At 70.5% G+C, this 18031-nt stretch carries 18 protein-coding genes; 12 read left to right on the top strand and 6 right to left on the bottom strand.

Annotated elements, in window-relative coordinates; genetic code table 11:
• The 4 genes from VGF64_02425 to VGF64_02410 form a co-directional block, all read right to left on the bottom strand.
• A partial coding sequence (locus VGF64_02425) for a hypothetical protein (GenBank protein HEY1633585.1) occupies positions 1-227 on the bottom strand: 227 nt, incomplete at its 3' end.
• Complete coding sequence (locus tag VGF64_02420; protein ID HEY1633584.1) at positions 220-630, bottom strand: anti-sigma regulatory factor; 411 nt, start codon at positions 628-630, stop codon at positions 220-222. The genes VGF64_02425 and VGF64_02420, both read right to left, overlap by 8 nt.
• Positions 620-1000, bottom strand: coding sequence for an STAS domain-containing protein (locus tag VGF64_02415; GenBank protein HEY1633583.1), 381 nt, complete (start codon positions 998-1000; stop codon positions 620-622). The genes VGF64_02420 and VGF64_02415 overlap by 11 nt, the downstream gene beginning before the upstream one ends.
• 23 nt (positions 1001-1023) lie before the next feature.
• Positions 1024-1920 carry an STAS domain-containing protein gene (locus VGF64_02410; GenBank protein HEY1633582.1) on the bottom strand — a complete coding sequence of 299 codons (897 nt, stop codon included), beginning with the start codon at positions 1918-1920 and terminating at the stop codon, positions 1024-1026.
• A 153-nt stretch (positions 1921-2073) separates the two neighbouring features.
• Here VGF64_02410 and VGF64_02405 point away from each other — a divergent pair, with 153 nt between their 5' ends.
• On the top strand, positions 2074-2433 hold the full coding sequence (locus VGF64_02405; GenBank protein ID HEY1633581.1) for a nuclear transport factor 2 family protein: 360 nt from the start codon (positions 2074-2076) through the stop codon (positions 2431-2433).
• On the opposite strand, the gene VGF64_02400 is transcribed toward VGF64_02405, so the two are convergent.
• Positions 2430-3569, bottom strand: coding sequence for an ABC transporter substrate-binding protein (locus tag VGF64_02400; GenBank protein HEY1633580.1), 1140 nt, complete (start codon positions 3567-3569; stop codon positions 2430-2432). The genes VGF64_02405 and VGF64_02400 overlap by 4 nt on opposite strands.
• 96 nt (positions 3570-3665) lie before the next feature.
• Here VGF64_02400 and VGF64_02395 point away from each other — a divergent pair, with 96 nt between their 5' ends.
• On the top strand, positions 3666-4937 hold the full coding sequence (locus VGF64_02395; GenBank protein HEY1633579.1) for an amidohydrolase family protein: 1272 nt from the start codon (positions 3666-3668) through the stop codon (positions 4935-4937).
• A gap of 19 nt (positions 4938-4956) precedes the next feature.
• Here VGF64_02395 and VGF64_02390 read toward each other — a convergent pair whose 3' ends face one another.
• Positions 4957-5751 (bottom strand): PIG-L family deacetylase, encoded by a 795-nt coding sequence (locus VGF64_02390; GenBank protein HEY1633578.1) that lies wholly within the window; start codon positions 5749-5751, stop codon positions 4957-4959.
• Between the two features lie 232 nt (positions 5752-5983).
• Between VGF64_02390 and VGF64_02385 the strand changes: the two genes are divergently transcribed.
• From VGF64_02385 to VGF64_02340, 10 genes are all read left to right on the top strand, one after another.
• Positions 5984-7453: an ABC transporter substrate-binding protein gene (locus tag VGF64_02385; protein ID HEY1633577.1), complete on the top strand. Its 1470-nt coding sequence runs from the start codon at positions 5984-5986 to the stop codon at positions 7451-7453.
• A 6-nt stretch (positions 7454-7459) separates the two neighbouring features.
• Positions 7460-9391, top strand: a complete 1932-nt coding sequence (locus VGF64_02380) for an ABC transporter permease (protein HEY1633576.1) — start codon at positions 7460-7462, stop codon at positions 9389-9391.
• Positions 9372-10124 carry an ABC transporter ATP-binding protein gene (locus VGF64_02375; protein HEY1633575.1) on the top strand — a complete coding sequence of 251 codons (753 nt, stop codon included), beginning with the start codon at positions 9372-9374 and terminating at the stop codon, positions 10122-10124. The genes VGF64_02380 and VGF64_02375 overlap by 20 nt, the downstream gene beginning before the upstream one ends.
• Positions 10121-10831, top strand: coding sequence for an ABC transporter ATP-binding protein (locus VGF64_02370; GenBank protein HEY1633574.1), 711 nt, complete (start codon positions 10121-10123; stop codon positions 10829-10831). The genes VGF64_02375 and VGF64_02370 overlap by 4 nt, the downstream gene beginning before the upstream one ends.
• 11 nt (positions 10832-10842) lie before the next feature.
• Positions 10843-12237 (top strand): choice-of-anchor P family protein, encoded by a 1395-nt coding sequence (locus VGF64_02365; GenBank protein ID HEY1633573.1) that lies wholly within the window; start codon positions 10843-10845, stop codon positions 12235-12237.
• 12 nt (positions 12238-12249) lie between these two features.
• Complete coding sequence (locus VGF64_02360; protein ID HEY1633572.1) at positions 12250-12957, top strand: hypothetical protein; 708 nt, start codon at positions 12250-12252, stop codon at positions 12955-12957.
• 33 nt (positions 12958-12990) lie between these two features.
• Positions 12991-14058, top strand: a complete 1068-nt coding sequence (locus VGF64_02355; GenBank protein HEY1633571.1) for an amidohydrolase family protein — start codon at positions 12991-12993, stop codon at positions 14056-14058.
• 5 nt (positions 14059-14063) lie between these two features.
• Positions 14064-16436, top strand: a complete 2373-nt coding sequence (locus VGF64_02350; protein ID HEY1633570.1) for a CoA transferase — start codon at positions 14064-14066, stop codon at positions 16434-16436.
• Between the two features lie 2 nt (positions 16437-16438).
• Positions 16439-17644, top strand: coding sequence for a thiolase family protein (locus VGF64_02345; GenBank protein ID HEY1633569.1), 1206 nt, complete (start codon positions 16439-16441; stop codon positions 17642-17644).
• A 7-nt stretch (positions 17645-17651) separates the two neighbouring features.
• The coding region (locus VGF64_02340) for an OB-fold domain-containing protein (protein ID HEY1633568.1) at positions 17652-18031 on the top strand (380 nt) is incomplete at its 3' end.

Genomic DNA, 18031 nt, shown 5'->3' with positions numbered 1-18031 from the left:
ACGAGGAGCACCTCCACCGGTTCGGCCGGGTTCTCCCGCAGCACGTCCACCGCGTGCTCGGCGGCGGTCGCCGCCTCCGGGCCGTGGCCGAGCCCGTCGATCACCGCCAGGAGCGCCTCGGTCTCGGAGACCCGCACCACGGACTGATCTCCGGATACCGACTCGCCAGGAAAGGGCCGGGCCGCCACGGCCCACTCGAGCATGCCGTTGGCACCGCACTCAGCCACGATCCGGCGCCCATTTGCACATCGTGACCGTCGTCCCCGTCCCGGCCTCGGATCGCACCTCGAACTCATCCATCAACCGACGGGCGCCAGGCAAGCCCAGACCCATTCCGTCGGCGGTGGAATAGCCGTCCTCGAGCGCGCGCTGCAAGTCGCCGATGCCGGGCCCCTGGTCGCGCGCCTCCATGATGATCCCCTGTCGGCCGTCACCGTCCGCGATGCGGAAGTGGATCTCGCCTCGGCCCGCGTAGCTGGTGATGTTGCGCGCCACCTCGGAGATGGCGGTGGCGATGAAGGTCAGGTCAGTCCGCGAGAAGCCGAGCCGCTCGGCGAGCTCCCGCCCCTTCTGGCGGGCGAGCACGATGTCGGTGTCACTCGTGATCGGTATGACGACATCATCCGCCACGGCCGTCGCCGCCCCACATCCGGGTCCGCTGGTCCAGGAAGGCGAGGCCCTCCTCGAGGTCCAGCGCCGTGTGAACGTCCTCGAGGCTCATCCCGAGCTGGACCATGGCGAACGCCACCTCGGCCTGGATCCCGACGATGACCGTGACCGCACCGCGAAGGTTCGTCATGTGGGCGATCGTCTGCAGCGACCGGGCCGCGAACGAGTCCATCACGTCGAGGGCCGTGACGTCGACGATGATGCCCCTGGACCGGTACCGGCTGACCTGGTCCATGAGGTCGTCCTGCAACGAGAGCGCCTCGCTGTCGGTCATGGCCGACTGGATGGACGCGATGAGGTACGTCCCTTGCTTGAGAATGGGGACGGACACCGGCGATGGCCCGATCCGCAGACCTAACGCATCTCGGCGATGGGCTCGGCGCAGCGGGTGACCTCGTAGCCGAGGAGCCGCTCCGCCTCCTCGATGCCGCCCTGGAGGTCGCCGACGGCGTTCATCTTGGAGAGGTCGACGCCGATGGTCACCAGGGTGAGCGCGATCTCCGACGACAGTCCGGTGATGATGACGCTCGCCCCCATGAGCCGTGAGGCCTCGACGGTCTGCACGAGGTGGTTGGCTACCGTTGAGTCGATCGCCGGCACACCGGTGATATCGATTACGACAACCTTGGCCCTATTTGTACGAATTCCCCGCAGCAGTTGCTCCGTCACCTGGCGAGCACGCTGGCTGTCCAGCACACCAATGATAGGCAAAATGAGCAGCCGCTCCCGCACCTGCAATACAGGGGTAGACAGCTCGCGGATTGCCTCCTGCTGCTGGCGGATGATCCGCTCTCGCTCCTGCACGAAGCTCACGCCGACGGTGTTGGCGATGCGGTTGGCCGCCGGCTCGTAGGCCTCCAGGGCGCGGTTCAGCACCTTGAAGTCGCTCTGGTACTTCTCGAACAGCGAGCGGGCCAGCACGTCGCGCAGCAGCAGGACGATCCCGAGGACCTCCTCGGTCTCCACTCCCCGGGGGATGATCCGCTCCGACAGGTTGCGGGCGTAGTCCTGCAGCGCCTCCACGCTCCCGGTCTCGAGCACCTCGACGTAGTTGTCGTACACCGAGGTCGCCTCCGAGAAGAGCTCCTCCGGTGTCATCGCCATGAGCAGGTTGGCGTTGGTGATCCGCCGGGCCCACTCCTCACGCAACGGCGTGCGGTTCTCGCGAAGGTGAGCCACGAGCTCGGGCAGGAAAGCGTCGCTGGTGATGGTCGTCTCCGGCGGCCGGTAAGAGTTGAGCTCTTGAGCCATCGCGTCTCCTTCAATGATCCCGGGAGCTGTGGCGTTCTGGCGAAGGCGAGGTGCGATGCCCCCCGACTGCTTGGGAACCATAGAACCCGCCTGCGCCGCGCGCAATACGGGTGAAAAGCCGTTCCCCCATCGTGGGGAGGGAGGCTCCGGACTATCCTCCGCGCCACGGATGTCGTCGAGCGGTTCCTCGATCGGATGGTCGCCCACGACTGGGCGGGCATCAGGGACTGTCTGGCCCGCGACGTCGTGCGCGTCGGGCCCTTCGGCGATTCCTACTCGCCGCGAGACCGGTACGTGGCCTTCCTCGCCGAGCTCATTCCCCAGCTGCCCAACTACTCGATGAAGGTGGCCCGGGTGATCTACGGCGGCGCACCCTCGGTCGCGGTCGCCGAGCTGAGCGAGACGATGGACGTGGACGGAGCTCCTCTCGAGACACCCGAGGCGCTGGTGTTCGACCTCGATGCCGACGGGAAGATCGCCCACATCGCGGTGTACATCCAGCGCCGGGTCTAGAGGTCGACCTGGACGGAGCGGCCGGCCTGCCATCGGCGCAGGACCAGGTAGCTCCCCTTGAGGGCGGCGTGGTCCCAGGCGCCGAAGCCCATGATCGTGCCGTCGAGGCCGCTCGCCGCGGGGAGGCGCTTCACGCGCTCGAAGCCATCCTTCATGCCGTCTCGCGTCAGGTGCGCCGACCGGGCCATCCCTTCGGCCACCAGGCGGCCCAGGTCGTAGGCGGCGACGCCGATCGGACCGGCGGCGGTGCGCTTCGAATGCTCACGCAGGGACGCCCGGACCTGGTTGTCGTCGGCGAGGGTATCGACGTAGACCCAGCCTTCCCAGGCCTCGCGCCACTCGGGTCGGGCGTAACCGAACATGAGCGAGGAGTTGGCTACGACCGGGACCTCCCAGCCCTGTTCGGCGCGCGCCAGGGCCACCGCCCGGGCTGCCACCCCCAGCCCGAGGTACACGAGGGCCTCGGGGTCGCCCACCCGAAGCCGGGCCACCGTACGCCCGACGTCCTCGCTCAACGGTGAGACGGCGGCGCTGCCGGCGATCTCCACGTCCAGGCGGGTGCAGCTCTCCGAGAAGAACTCGGCGTAGCGACGTCCGACGGGCGTGTGGTCGTGGATCACCGCCGCCGACCGGAGGGATCGCCGTGCGAGGTGCTCGGCGAGGACGGCGGGCTCCTCCTCGAGCGACCCCACCTGATAGTGGTACACGAGCTCGCTGCGGGTGATCTCCCCGCCCGTGTAGTTGATGCAGGGCAGGCCGCAGGCGTCGGCCAGCGGCTTCACCACCAAGCCGTTGTCGCTGATGGACGGCCCGAGCACGGCGAGCACTCCGGTTGACTCCAGCTCCCGGAACACCGCTTCCACTCCGTGGGCGGTCCCGGCCGGCAGCCCGGGAGCCTGCCGGGGCACGAGCTCCACGGGTCGGTCGAGCCGCCCGCTGGCGGCCACCTCGTCGACGCCGATACGAACCCCCTCCTCGAACCCCGCTCCTCCGTCGGCCTGGGGGAAGTCGTAGAGGATGCCGATCAGGACGGGGGCCGCCACGGCGCCGAAGCATAGGTCTGCCGGGACCTCGAGACAGCCGCGGAAGCTCCCCTTGTCGAAATGGGCCCGTCGCGCCTCGCTCGTCGCGCCCACCTTCGCCCCGCTCCCTCACCGCCCTCTGGCGCTGGCCGTCCCCGGCTAGGGTGACGTGAGCGTCAGTTGGTGTGACGACGCGGGAGGGCACGGCCCATGCAGACCGAAGACCTGATCCTCGTGAGCGTCGACGATCACGTGGTGGAGCCGCCGAACATGTTCGAGGGCCGGCTCCCGACCCGGCTGGCCGAGCTCGCCCCCCGGGTCGTGCGCAAGGAGGACGGCACCAACGCCTGGATCTACGACGGCAAGGAGGCCACCAACATCGGCCTCAACGCCGTGGCGGGACGGCCGCCCGAGGAGTACGGGATCGAGCCGACGGCGTTCGAGGAGATCCGTCCCGGCTGTTATGACATCCATCGTCGCGTCCGCGACATGGACGCCAACGGCGTCCTCGGGTCGATGTGCTTTCCGTCGTTTCCCAATCTGTGCGGCCAGCTGTTCGCCCGGGCGAGCGACATGGAGGTCTCGCTCGCCGTCCTGCGCGCCTACAACGACTGGCACATCGAGGAGTGGTGCGGGACGTATCCCGGCCGGTTCATCCCGCTGGCCATTCCGCCGATCTGGGACCCCGAGGCCATGGCCGACGAGGTGCGCCGGGTGGACGCCATGGGCTGCCACGCCGTGTCCTTCTCCGAGAACCCGGCCAAGCTCAAGCTCCCGAGCCTGCACAGCGATCACTGGGACCCCTTCTGGTCGACCTGCGCGGACCTGGGAACGATCGTGTGCCTGCACATCGGGTCGTCGTCGTCGCTGGTCATCACTGCGCCCGACGCTCCAATCGACGTGTTGATCAGCCTCCAACCGATCAACATCGTGCAGGGCGCCGCCGACCTGCTGTGGTCGCCGGTGCTCCGAAAGTTCCCGTCCCTTCGCTTCGCCCTCTCCGAGGGCGGCATCGGCTGGATCCCGTACTTCCTCGACCGCATGGACTGGATCTACCAGCGCCATCACGCCTGGACCGGCCAGGACTTCGGCGACCAGCTGCCCAGCCAGGTCTTCCGTGAGCGGGTCGTCACCTGCTTCATCGACGACCCCGCCGGCGTGGAGGCCAGGCACCGCGTCGGGATCGACACGATCACGTGGGAGTGCGACTACCCGCACTCCGACTCGACCTGGCCCCAGTCACCCGAGACCCTCATGAAGTCGCTCGCCGGCGTCGAGGACGACGAGATCGAGCGCATTACCCATCGCAACGCCATGCGCCACTTCCGTTTCGACCCGTTCGCCCACCGCTCCCGGGAGGAGTGCGCCGTCGGGGCCCTGCGCGCCGGCGCCACCGATGTCGATGTCACACCGAGGAGCACAGGTCAGGTGCGGGCGAACCGGATGACCAGGGCGACCGATCTGACCCGCCCCCGCTCCTAGGAGTCCTCCCTGGGCCCGGCTAGCTGGGCAGGCCGCCGAAGAGGTCGTCCTCGACCTGTCCGTCGCGCCTCGCGCCCCGCAGGATGAACCATTCCTGGCCGAAGGCGGCGGCGAAGGCCTCCGCCGGCATCGACAGGAACCACGAGCTCTCAGGGATCTGACTGGCATGCACGACCATCGCCTGGCGCTTCTTGTCGAGGTAGGGGGTGACATCGACGACCGTGGTGATCTCGTCCTCGGGGACACCGAGGCCGATGGCGTCGGGGTCGGGCAGCTCCTCGTCGTCGACATCGGGGGGTCGGAGCGCCGCCAGGCGACGCACGTGGTCACGGCTGATCGTGGCTTCATAGACCTTCGCCACCCGGGCGATCTCCCCCGCTCGTACTCCTACGCGGTGCACCTGGATATGGTCGGGATGACCGTAGGTGCCGTGGTCGTCGTAGACCGTGAGCACCTCGGCCCGCTCCTCCGCCAAGATGGCGGCGAGCCTGCCGGCAGCCTCGTCGAGATCGGCCCGCCAGAACGACCCGGGGCCGTCGTTCTCCGGTGTTCCCATCATGCCCGAGTCGACGTAGCCCAGCACCTCGCAACGGGCCACGCCCAGCACCGCGGCAGCTTCCTCGAGCTCGGCAGTGCGGCGCTCGCCCAGCGGCTCGCCCTCCCCCAGCACGCCCGGGACAATCTCGCCGTGCTCGCCCCTCGTGGCCGTCACGAGCACCACCCGGTGACCCTCGGCGGCCGCCTTGGCCATGACCCCAGCCGTGGCGATGGCCTCGTCATCGGGGTGGGCGTGGAAGGTGACCAGCGTGGACATGCTGGCATCCTCGCGCGACGCCGGCGGCGAACCGAACCCGACAAAACGGTCGGAAACGGAAGGGCTTTGCCCGGGAGCCGTCGAATCACCCACGCAAGTTCCTGACGCATCGTCAGCCACGGCCGGTGGTGCGCGAGGAGCGACGCCCGGTGATCCGCCTTCCGAGCCTGCTCAAATCGGGCAAATGGTCACGTCCGGTCGGATCGGGGCTTGCCCCGGGAGGCGAAGAGGGATGACGATCAGGAGGCCGTCGGGGCGGTCGAGCCGGGGGGCCGCGTGCCTCGTCGCCGTTGCCGCGCTGCTGCTGACCAGCTGCGGCGCCCGGCTGAGCTCCCGCCAGCTGGCGGAGGCCCTCGGGGCGAACGGGGGGACGGGACTGAACGCCGGGGGCCAGACGTCGTCGGGCACGGGCGGCGTCGGTGGGGGCGCCGGCCCCGCGTCCGCTGCGGGTGGGCCCCTAGCTGGTGGAGGCGCGGGCGTGGCCGGTGCTGGCGGGCCCGCCGGGACGGGCGGTGGGGCGGGTGGAGTCGCCCTGACGTTGCCCCCGGGAGGAAACGGAGGCGCCACCGACATCGGTGTCACGCCCAACGCGATCGCGGTGGGCAACATCTCCACTCTCACGGGCCCGGTGCCCGGCCTGTTCGCCGGCGCCGTCAACGGCACCGACGCCTTCTTCGCCTATCAGAACAGCCAGGGCGGCGTGTTCGGCCGCCAGCTCAAGCTGAATGCAAGCGACGACCAGTTCGACTGCGGGCAGAACAGGGCCCTGACGCAGTCCGACGTCCCGAAGGTGTTCGCCTTCGTCGGCTCCTTCTCGCTGTTCGACAACTGCGGCGCTCAGGTCATCGGCCAGAACCCGGGCATGTCCGACGTCCACGTGGCCCTCTCGAAGGACGCCCAGGCCGAGGCCAACGGTTTCTCGCCCTCTCCGCTCAGGAACGGCGCCGCCACCGGACCCTTCCAATACGTGAAGAACCTGCACCCGGACGCCATCGGCGCGGCCGGCTCTCTCATCGGCGACGTCCAGTCGGCCAAGGACGCCTGGGTCGGCGAGAAGGCGACCATGGCGTCGCTCGGGTACCACTTCTCCTACGAGCGGATCTACGAGCCGACCGAGACGGACTTCACCGCCGACATCGTGCAAATGAAGTCAAAGAACGTGAAGACGGTCGTGTTGATCGCTGCCGACGTGAAGGGCATCGCCCGCATCCAGCAGGCGGCCCAACAGCAGAACTGGCATCCCGAGGTGTGGCTGCTCGGGGCCTCAGCCTACGACTCGACCTACACCCCCCTGGCCGGCAGCGCCGGCGACGGAAGCCTGATCTACCTGCCCACCGCGATGTACCTGGGTGAGGACTCGGGCGCCATCCCCGAGGTCGGGCTGTTCCAGACCTGGATGCACCGCACCCACCCCGACGCCAACGCCGATCTGTTCGCCGCCTACGGCTGGTCCTCGGCCCGGCTGTTCGTGCAGGCGCTGCAGGCCGCAGGTCCCCGCGCCACGCGCGCCTCGTTGCAGGCCGCGCTCAAGAACGTCCACCAGTTCAACGCCAACGGCTTCCTCGCCCCCGCCGACCCCGGCGGCAAGGGGCCGCCGACCTGCTACCTGATGGTCAAGGTCTCGGGCGGCGGGCACTTCTCGCGGGTCGACGAACCGCCCAACGGCTACCGGTGCGATGGCGCGTACTTCAACGCCGGCTGAGCGACCGTGACGACCTTTCTCTCCTTCACGATCGTCGGAATCGTCGTCGGCTGCATCTACGCCCTCACCTCCACCGGCCTGGTCGTCACTTACATCACCTCGGGGATCTTCAACTTCGCCCACGCCGCCATCGGGATGGTCGCCGCCTTCACCTATTGGGAGCTCACGGTCAAGGACGGCTGGCCCGTGCCGCTCGCCTTGTTTGTCGTCCTCTTCGTCATGGCCCCGTTGCTGGGTGTCCTGATCGACCGGCTGCTGATGCGCAACCTGCACGGCAAGCCGGAGGTCACGCGCCTGGTGATCACCCTTGGCCTCATGCTGTTCCTCCTGGGTGCGGCCGAGACGCGCTGGGACCCCGGGTTCCCCCGGACCATCCCCAGGTTCTTCGCGGGCCACGACGTGGGTGTGTTCGGCGTCGTCGTCAGCTACCACCAGATCATCGTGGTCGTGATCGCAGTGTCCGTGGCGCTCGGGCTGCGGCTGTTCCTCTTTCGCACCCGCTCGGGCATCGCGCTGCGAGCGGTGGTCGACGACCCCGGGCTGGCAGCCCTCAACGGCGCGGCGCCCGCCCGTGTGCGCTCGACGGGGTGGGCGGTCGGGGCCATGCTGGCCTCGCTGGCCGGGATCCTCCTCGCCCCGCTGGTGACCCTCGACGTCCTGCTGTTGACCCTGCTCGTGATCAACGGCTTCGCCGCGGCCATCGTGGGCCGACTGCGAAGCCTCCCCCTCACCTTCGGCGGCGGCCTGCTCCTCGGGCTGTTCGAGTCGTACGCAGTCGGCTACGTCCCCGGGAGCCTGCTGAGCCAGATCCGACCGACGCTGCCGATGATCTTCCTGTTCATTGTCCTGCTGGTCCTGCCCCAGGATCGGCTGCGGGTGGGTCGGGCGGCGGGCCGGCACTCCACCCGGGTGCCGGCGTTGCGCACCACGCTGGTGGCGGCGGGGGCGTTCGCCGTCGTGGCCTGGTTCGTCTCGGGTCAGCTGTCGGTGACGAACCTCATCACCGGTGGCGAGGGGTTGGTCGTCGCGTTGGTCCTGCTGTCGCTGCTCGTGCTGACCGGATACGGGGGCCAGATCTCGGCCGCCCAGCTCACCTTCGTGGGCTTCGGCGCCTTCGCCATGGGAAAGCTGGGGCACGGTGGCTCGCTGCTCGGTGTCCTGGCCGCCGTGGGGCTGGCTGCGGCCGTCGGCGCCCTGGTCGCCCTGCCCGCCTTACGGCTCCGGGGCTTGTACCTGGCGCTCGCCACCGTCGCCTTCGCCCAGGCCATGATCACCGTCTTCTTCCAGAACAATCATGTCTTCGGGCAGGGAGGAGCGCTGTCCGTGGCGCGCGTCCACCTGCCGGGGATCTCGCTCCAGAGCGACCGCGCCTTCTTCGTGGCCTGCGCGGTGGTGTTCGCCGCCGCCGCGGTCGGCGTGCTCGCCCTTCGTCGGGCATCCTTCGGACGCCGGCTGGCGGCCATGTCCGACAGCGCCGCCGCCTGTGCCACGCTCGGCATGAACATCACGTGGATGAAGCTGGCGGTCTTCACCATCTCGGCGGGGCTGGCGGGGCTGGCCGGCGTGCTCTACGGCGGCCTGCGCGGTTCGGTCGGCAGCAACGACTTCCAGATGCTGAGCAGCCTGGCCCTGCTGCTCCTGCTGGCCATCTGGGGGGTCGACTCTGTCACCGGGGTGCTGTTCGCCGGCATCTCGTACGCCCTGTTCCCGGTCATCCAGTCACACGTGCCCAGCATCCACAGCCTCGTCTACCTGGCCACCGGCCTGGGCGCCCTCGGGCTGGCGAGGAACCCGGACGGCGTGATGAGCATGATGGCGCCCGCAGGCAGCGCCCTGCGGCGATCGTGGGCTGCCCGAAGCGCGGCGCCAGTACCGGGGGCGGACGACAGCGCACCCGTCAGGGAAGAGGAGGAGAGCCTTGCCGGCGCTGCAGGCTGAACGGATCAGCGTCCGCTTCGGTGGGGTCGTTGCCGTCGACCAGGTGAGCCTGTCGGTCGAGCCGGCGGCCATCACGGGGCTGATCGGGCCCAACGGAGCAGGGAAGACGACCATCTTCAACGTCTTCGGCGGGCTCCAACAGCCGACCGAGGGAAGGGTCCTGTTGGAGGGGAAGGAAATCACCCGGCTCAAGGCCCACGCCCGCGCCCGCCGGGGCATGGCGCGCACGTTCCAGCGGCTCGAGGTGTTCGCGTCGCTCAGCGTGCGGGACAACATCCAGGTGGCGGCGGAGATCCGCAAGGGATGGGCTCGCGATCGCTCGCACCCCTCCGCCGTGGCCGACGAGCTCATCGAGCGCGTCGGGCTCCGCGAGGTGGCCGAGTCGCGCGTCGACGCCATCCCCACGGGCACGGCCCGCCTGGTCGAGCTGGCGCGGGCGCTGGCCACCCGGCCAAAGCTGCTCCTGCTCGACGAGCCCGGCTCCGGCCTCGACCACCAGGAGACCGGCGTGCTTGGCGACGTCCTGGTCGACCTGGCGTCCGAGGGGATGGCCGTGCTGCTGGTGGAGCACGACGTCGAGCTGGTCATGCGGGTGTGCGACCGGGTCAACGTGCTCGACTTCGGCCGGCTCATCGCCGAGGGGACGCCGGCCGAGGTCCAGGCCGACCCGGCCGTGCAGGCTGCGTACCTGGGCGCCGATGAAGAGGCCCTCGAGGAAGCAAGCGTGGGATGACGGCACCCGCCCTCGAGCTGCGCGACATCCGGGCCGCCTACGGCCGCATCGAGGTCGTACACGGCGTGGACGTGGTGGTCCCCCGCTCGTCGGTGTTCGCCCTCCTCGGGCCCAACGGCGCGGGCAAGACGACGCTCCTCAAGGTGGCCGGCTGCCAGATGGAGCCCACCACGGGCTGCGTGCACATCGCCGGAGTCCACGTGAACGGGGCGTCGCCCGAGGCTCTCGCCCGCCACGGTGTGTGCACCATTCCCGAAGGGCGCGGTGTGTTCGCCAACCTCACCGTGACCGAGAACCTGCGGATGATGACGTTCCGCAACGACCTGCGGCCCAAGGACGTCGAGGAGCGGGCCTTCTCGCGCTTTCCTCGCCTCGGGGAGCGTCGCAACCAGCTGGCCGGCACGCTCTCGGGCGGCGAGCAGCAGATGCTGGCCATGGCCCGGGCGGTCACGACCGACCCCGCCCTCCTGCTGCTGGACGAGATCTCGATGGGTCTGGCGCCGCGCATCGTGGCCGAGCTGTACGGGCTGGTCGGTCAGCTGGCGGCGGAGGGGATCGCCATCCTGCTGGTGGAGCAGTTCGCCCGCACCGCCATGGCCGTGGCCGACTTCGCCGCCGTGATGGCCCAGGGCCGCATCGAATGCGTCGGCGAGCCGGCGGACGTGGCCGATGCGGTCTCGGGTGCCTACTTCGGCGAAGTGGCGTGAGGAGAGGCGACATGAGCGGCATGAGCGCCAGGGCTGTCTTCAAACGGTGGCGAGGGCGGTCCATGCTCGCGGCCGGTCTGGTCCTCGTCGTCACCGGCGGGGTGGGCCTCGTCACCACGCTCACGGCCCACGCCGACCCGTCGGGGACGTCCGCCTTCGGCGGGTACTCGATCACGGCCACGGCGCCCGGCGTCGAGATCACCGAGGACGAGCCCAGCGCCCAGGCCCATCCGGAGGCCCAGGGGGCGGTTCCCGAGACCTCGTCGCTCCTGTCGTCGGGGCCGGTGGGCTACGCCTTGTCCAGCGTGGCCTGGCCGGGTGCCACCGCCGCCAACGGAGGCCAGCTGGTGTCGCTGCTGTTCCCGGGCCCGGCCGGTCAGGTGGTGCCAGTGCCCGACGCCGTGACCGGGCTGGTCAAGGGCGCGGCCTCCCTGATCAACTACCCGATCCGGGCCGAGGCCAGGACGGGCACCCAGCCCGACAGCAGCTTCAACCAGGTGCCGGCGGCCGATCTCACGGCTCACGCCGACGCCAACCGGGTTGAGGGTGTGGCCCAGGTGAAAGGGGCCGATCAGCCCGGCGGCGCCACCTACGGCACCATGCGCTCGAACAGCGTCAGCACCCTGACCGACAACCAGGCCAGGGCCGTCGCCAGCAGCACCGTCAACAACATCGCCCTGGCAGGCGGGGCGGTGAAGATCGCCTCGGTGACCAGCACGGCCCAGGCCGTCAGCGACGGCGCCAAGTCGACGACGGGCGGCGGCACGACGGTGGCCGACATGACGATCGGCGGCCAACGGGCCTACTTCGACCAGACGGGCGTGCACGCGGGCTCGGCCGGCCAGCCCGTGAACGCGGCGGCCGACCAGATTCTCAACCAGGCCCTCGCCGGCTTCGGCATGAAGACCTACGTCAGCACGCCCCAGAGCCAGACCAGTGGGGCCACGGCGAGCTACTCCGCGGGCGAGCTGCTGTTCACCTGGATCCCACCCGACAATCCCAGCCAGAACGTCTTCACAGTGACCCTCGGCGGCGCCCGGGTGGCAGTCAACGCGACGCCGAGCTTCGAGAGCGGCGCCACGACCGACACCGGCACCGCGGCGTCCGACACCGGCTCTGGTGCCGCCGCTGCCGCGCCGGCGAGCAGCGACACCGGCGGAGCGGGCTCCTCGGATCTGGCCGGCAGCTCGCTCGCTGGCGCCACGCCCGCTCCGGCCGGCAACAGCGGCAAAGCCCAGCCCACCGGGACCGTCGGCACCTCACCGGTGGCGTTCTTCGGGGGCATCGGCAGCGCGTGGATCGTGCTGACAGTGGCCGGTGCGGCGCTGGCGGCGCTGGGCGCGAGGCGGCTGGCCGACGATCTCCTTGCCGGGCGGTCCGCGACCGGCTGCCCCCACGACCATTAACAGGAGCCAGCCATGGCCACGACCACTCCGTCACCCTCGGCCCACGACGGCGGGCTAGAGGCCCCCGGCCCCGAGGCGCCGGGCGGCGAGCCGGGCGCGCTCGGCTCGTCGGATCGGGTCAACGGCAACCAGGACCGCCTGGCCGACAGCCTGGCCCGCCTGCGCCGGCGAACCAAGCTGGTGGCCACCGAGCGCTGGCTGCTCGTCGCCGGCAGCGTCATGGTCCCGCTCGGCGGGATCCTCGTAATCCTGGGATGGTTCGGCGCGTCCCACACCGGCCGGCTGTTCGAGCAGATCCCCTACATGATCTCGGGCGGCCTCTTCGGTCTGGTGCTGGTGATCGCCGGGGGGTTCTGCTACTTCGGCTACTGGCTCGCCCGCCTGGTGTCCGACGAACGCCAGCAGAGCAATCAGCTGCTCGAGGCGCTCGTGCGGATCGAGGGCCATCTCGCCAACGGCTCGGCCCCCCCGGCGCGGGGCGCAGGCGCAGCCCCGACTCGGGCGCCGCTGTCCTCGGCGCGGCCGGAGTTCGTGGCCACCACGACCGGCTCCCTCTACCACCGGCCGGACTGCCCGGTGGTCGCCGACCGCCCGGCCGACGAGCTGCGCTCCGTGCGGGCCGGTGCCAAGGGCCGCTCCCCGTGCCGGATGTGCCTGCCGTCCGAAGAGGGTGCCCCCGAGACGCCAACGCTGGCGTCCGACCCGGCCCCGCGTGATTGACTGTCGTGCGACGCCGCGCGACGGGAGTTGCAGATGATATTCGTCGATGCCGATGCCCACGTGGCCGAGGGAACCTCGCTGGGACGGGGAGTGCTCGAGCGGTGGCCCGAGCACCTCTCTCTGCGAACCGACGGCAAGCCGGCGCTCATCATCGAGGGGCGCAACTATCCCGAGCCCGAGGGCCCCGGCGCCGGATGCCCGCCGGAGCACGGGCTGAGCCGAGCACCCGGCATCAACCCGACCACCGTCGAGGGTGTGCTGGCCGACGCTGACCGTGACGGCATCGACACCATGGTCCTCTTCCCCAGCATGGGGCTGTGCGCCCCGAGCCTCGAGGACCCGGGCTTCGCCGCCGGCTTCGCCCGCTTCTACAACGAGTGGCTTGCGGGATGGTGCGCCGACGGCGGCACCCGCCTGCACGGCGTTGCCGTCGCCCCGATCGAGTGGCCGGAGACGTCGATCGACGTGATGCGCGCCGCCAAGGAGCAGGGTCTCGTCGCCACCATGATCCCGCCCGCCCTGAGACAGCGAAACCTCGACCATCCCGACCTCGACCGCTTCTACGCCGCGGCCGAGGAGCTCGACATGCCCCTCGCCGTCCACGGGGCGCCGGGGATCCACCTGCCCAAGATCGGGGTCGACCGGTTCGACAACTACATCCAGGTCCACTGCATCAGCTTCCCGTTCGACCAGATGACGGCCATGACCGCGCTCGTGAGCGGGGGCGTGTTCGACCGCCACCCCGGCCTGCGGGTGGCCTTCCTAGAAGCGGGTGTGGGATGGGTGCCCTACTTCCTGGACCGCATGCACGAGCACTACGAGAAGCGCGGGGACTGGATCCCTGGCGGGTGGACCCGTGATCCGTACGAGTACCTGCGGGCGGGCAACGTCTACGTCACCTGCGAGCCAGACGAGCCGATCCTCCCGGGAGTGATCGACGTCCTCGGCGCCGACTTCGTGATGTTCGCCAGTGACTATCCCCATTGGGATGGTGACTGGCCCGAGAGCACCAAGCACCTCCGCGGCCGCGGTGACATCAGCGAAGGGGATCGGGCCAAGATCGCGGGAGCGAACGCCCAGCGCTTCTACGGCCTCGCCTAGTCACGTTGATCCGAGGCCTGCGGGTCGTCGACCTGTCCACCGAGATCGCCGGACCCTACTGCACCAAGCTGCTGGCCGACGCCGGCGCCGACGTGGTGAAGGTCGAGACGGACGAGGGTGACCCCCTGCGGTCGTGGACGGCGTCCGGCGCCAAGCTCGGGGACGACGACGGGGCGCTGTTCCGCTTCCTCAACACGTCCAAGCGCTCCGTGGTCGGCGCCCTCGGCGACGCCGTCGTCGACGAGCTGGTTGGCGCCGCCGATCTCGCGGTCGAGAGCTCGTCAGCCGCGACCACCGACGTGGGCGCGCTGCACGAGTCGAACCCCGGCCTCACCGTGCTGTCGATCTCCCCCTTCGGCCGCCGGGGCCCCTGGTCCGAGCGGCCCGCTACCGAGTTCACGCTCCAGGCCTGGTGCGGGTCGACCGGCGGCCGGGGCGTCCCCGACGGGCCTCCCCTGCACGCCGGCGGACGCCTGGGCGAATGGGTTGGTGGCGCGTACGCGGCCGTCGCCGCTGTTGCGGGTGTCGCCCGCAGCCGCCGGCGCGGGCGGGGCGAGCACGTCGACCTGTCGCTGCTCGAGTGCATGTGCCTGTCGATGAACACCTATGCGCCGTTGTTCGCCAGCTTCACGGGGTGGAAGCCGGCGTCGGGTCCGGCCCGCACCGTGGAGCTCCCGTCCATCGAGCCCACGGCCGACGGCTACGTCGGGTTCTGCACGATCACCGGTCAGCAGTTCCGCGACTTCCTCGTCCTCATCGAACGACCCGACCTCCTCGACGACGCCGACCTGGCGTCCGCGCCCGGGCGCACCCGTCGCATGCACGAGTTCCTGGATGCCGTGCACCCCTGGACCCGACGGCACACCACCGACGAGATCATCGAGCTGGCCACCCTGCTGCGTATCCCGGTGGCGCCGATCGGTTCCGGCGAGACGGTCACCGACTTCGAGCACTTCCGGGAGCGGGGGACCTTTGTGGCCCACCCGGGCGGGGATTTCGTGCAGCCGAGGGTTCCCTACCGGATCGGCGAGACCCCTCGGGTCGCGTTCCGCTCCGCGCCGTCGCTGGGCGAGCACACCGGGACGGTGCGGTGGGGGCGCGCCCGCGAGGCGCGGCCGGGCGACGCCCAGCCCAACGGCAGCCCGGACCCCCTCCCCCTGGAGGGCGTGCGCGTGCTCGACTTCACTGCGTTCTGGGCCGGTCCGGCGGCCACCCAGATGCTGGCTGCCCTCGGCGCCGACGTGATCAAGGTGGAGTCGATCCAGCGACCGGACGGTATGCGCTTCACGACGACAGCGCGACCCTCGGTCGACCGCTGGTGGGATTGGGCGCCCGTGTTCAACGGCGCCAACGCCGGCAAGCGCGGCGTCACCCTCGACATGACCCGCCCCGACGGCCTGTCCCTTGCCAAGCGCCTCGTCGCCTGGGCCGACGCCGTGGTGGAGAACTTCTCGCCGCGGGTCATGGAGGGGTTCGGCCTGGACTGGCCGGCAGTGGCAGCGGCCAACCCGCGAGCGATCATGGTGCGAATGCCCGCCTTCGGGCTCACCGGCCCCTGGCGGGACCGCACCGGCTTCGCCCAGACCATGGAGCAGGTCAGCGGCATGGCCTGGGTGACCGGACTGGCCGACGGTCCACCGCTCATCCCGAGAGGGACCTGCGACCCGATGGCCGGGATGCACGCCGTGCTGGCCCTGATGGTCGCCCTGGACGAGCGCGACCGGACCGGCGAGGGCACGATGGTCGAGATGACCATGGTCGAGGCCGCCCTCAACGCCGCCGCCGAGCAGGTGGTCGAGCGGTCGGCGTACGGAGCCGTGCTGCATCGGGACGCCAACCGCGGCCCGGTGGCCGCCCCGCAGGGTGTCTACGCGTGCCGCGGCGACGAGCGGTGGGTGGCCCTGGCCGCAGCGACCGACGAGCAGTGGCTGGGCCTACGTCGGGCGATGGGCGACCCGACGTGGGCCGCCCACCCGGCCCTGGCCAGCGCCGCCGGCCGGCGGGGCGCCCACGACGGGCTGGACTGGGAGCTGGCGCGATGGTGCGCCAACCACGACCGGGACCAGCTCGTCGAGCTCCTCGCCGACCACGGCGTGCCGGCGGCGCCCGTGCTGGCGCCGCGGGAGATCGCCCACAACCCCCAGATGCGGGCGCGGGGCTTCTTCGAGACCATCGACCACCCGGTGGTGGGCACCCATGCTCTGCCGGGATTGCCGTTTCGTCTGAGCGAGAGGGACGCGGCGTGGCTGCGATCGCCACCGCCCATGCTCGGGCAGCACAACGAAGAGGTGCTGCAGGACGTGCTCGGCCTGGGCGACGACGAGATCGAGGCCCTGCGGGCCGACGGGATCATCGGCAACCGCCCCGTCGGGGCGTGACCGTGCCGCCTTCTGCCCCGGACTGGGGCCATGCCACCGCCTACGAGGACGTCAGCGGCGAGATCGGCGTCGTCGGCGTGGGCGAGTCCGACCACACCCGGGCATCGGGTAGGACCACGGACGAGATCGCGGCCCAAGCCGTCGAGCGGGCCCTGGACGACGCCGGCCTGCTGCCATCCGACATCGACGGCATCATGTACTCGCCGTTCGGCGGCGACCAGCTCGACGAGAGCGCCTTCCACCGCCACTTCGGGACCTCGCACGACATGTGGGTGTCGAAGCGTGGCGGCGGCATGGTGTGGGCAGCCACGGCGGCCCACGAGGCCGCGCTAGCTATTCGCGAGGGCCGCGCCCGTCATGTTCTCAACACCTTCGCGGTGGCCTGGGCCACCCGCCGGTCGGAGATGGTCGGCGGACCAGGTGAGTCCCACGCCCAGGAGCTCTTCAAGCAGAGCCTGGAGGTGCCGTTCGGGTGGTTTCCCCAGCCGGTCTACTTCGCCACCATCGCCCAGCGGCACATGCACGAGTTCGGCACTACCCAGGAGCACCTCGGTGCGGTGGCCGTGGCCTGCCGGCGCCACGCAAACCTCACTCCCGGCGCCGTCATGCACGGACGTCCGCTCAGCCTCGATGCGTACCTGGCGTCGCCGACGATCGTGGACCCGTTCCGCAAGGAGGACTGCTGTCTCATCTCCGACGGTGGCGCCGCCTACATCATGTCGGCGTCCGATCGGGCCAGGGACCTCCGTCAGCCGATGGTCGAGGTGGCGGGCGTCGGGCTGGGCAACTCGGATACCGGCGTGCACTGGGCCGAGCAGCGGGCCTTCACGTCCACGCCGCAGGTCTTCGCCGCTCCTGGAGCGTTCTCGATGGCGGGGGTGGCGCCCGACGACGTCGACGTGCTGACGCTCTACGACCCCTTCACCATCCACGCCATCATGCAGATCGAGGACATGGGGTTCTGCGCCAAGGGCGAGGGCGGGCCATTCGTCGAAGGAAGGGCCCTCGACAACGACGGGGGCGTCCTCCCCTACAACACCCACGGCGGTCTCCTCTCGCACGCCTACGTGCTCGGCATTGCCCACGTGGTGGAGGTCGTCCGCCAGCTCCGGGGCCAGGCCGCCGCCCAGGTGCCGGGCGCCCGCGTGGGCGTCTACGGCGGCTACACCGGTCCCCAGGCGTCCACGCTCGTGCTGCGGCGGGCGTGATGCGGTGATGCGCTCGGACTTCCCCCTACCCGACACCGACTGGGAGCCGACGCGTGAGTACTGGGCGGCGGCGGCCCGGGGGGAGCTCGCCGTCCCCCGCTGCGACGCCTGCGGCACGTACGTCTGGTACCCGAGCAGGGCGTGTCAGTCGTGTGGGGAGTCGTCGCTGACGTGGACGACGATGAGCGGGCGGGGCCGGTTGTTCGCATGGACCGTCGTGCGCCACGCCTTCCTGCCCCAGTTCGCTGACGAGGTGCCGTACGTTCCCGCGCTGGTTGCTCTCGACGAGGACCCGGCGGTGCGCATCGTCACCCGGATCGTCGACTGCGAGCCGGAGCGCCTCTCCTTCGACATGCCGGTCCAGGTCGTGTTCGGGCCGCTGTCGTT

This window comes from Acidimicrobiales bacterium (genome assembly GCA_036491125.1).
GTDB lineage: Bacteria > Actinomycetota > Acidimicrobiia > Acidimicrobiales > AC-9 > AC-9.
Note: the sequence above shows the minus strand (reverse complement) of the source record. Positions and strands in the feature narration are given on the sequence as shown.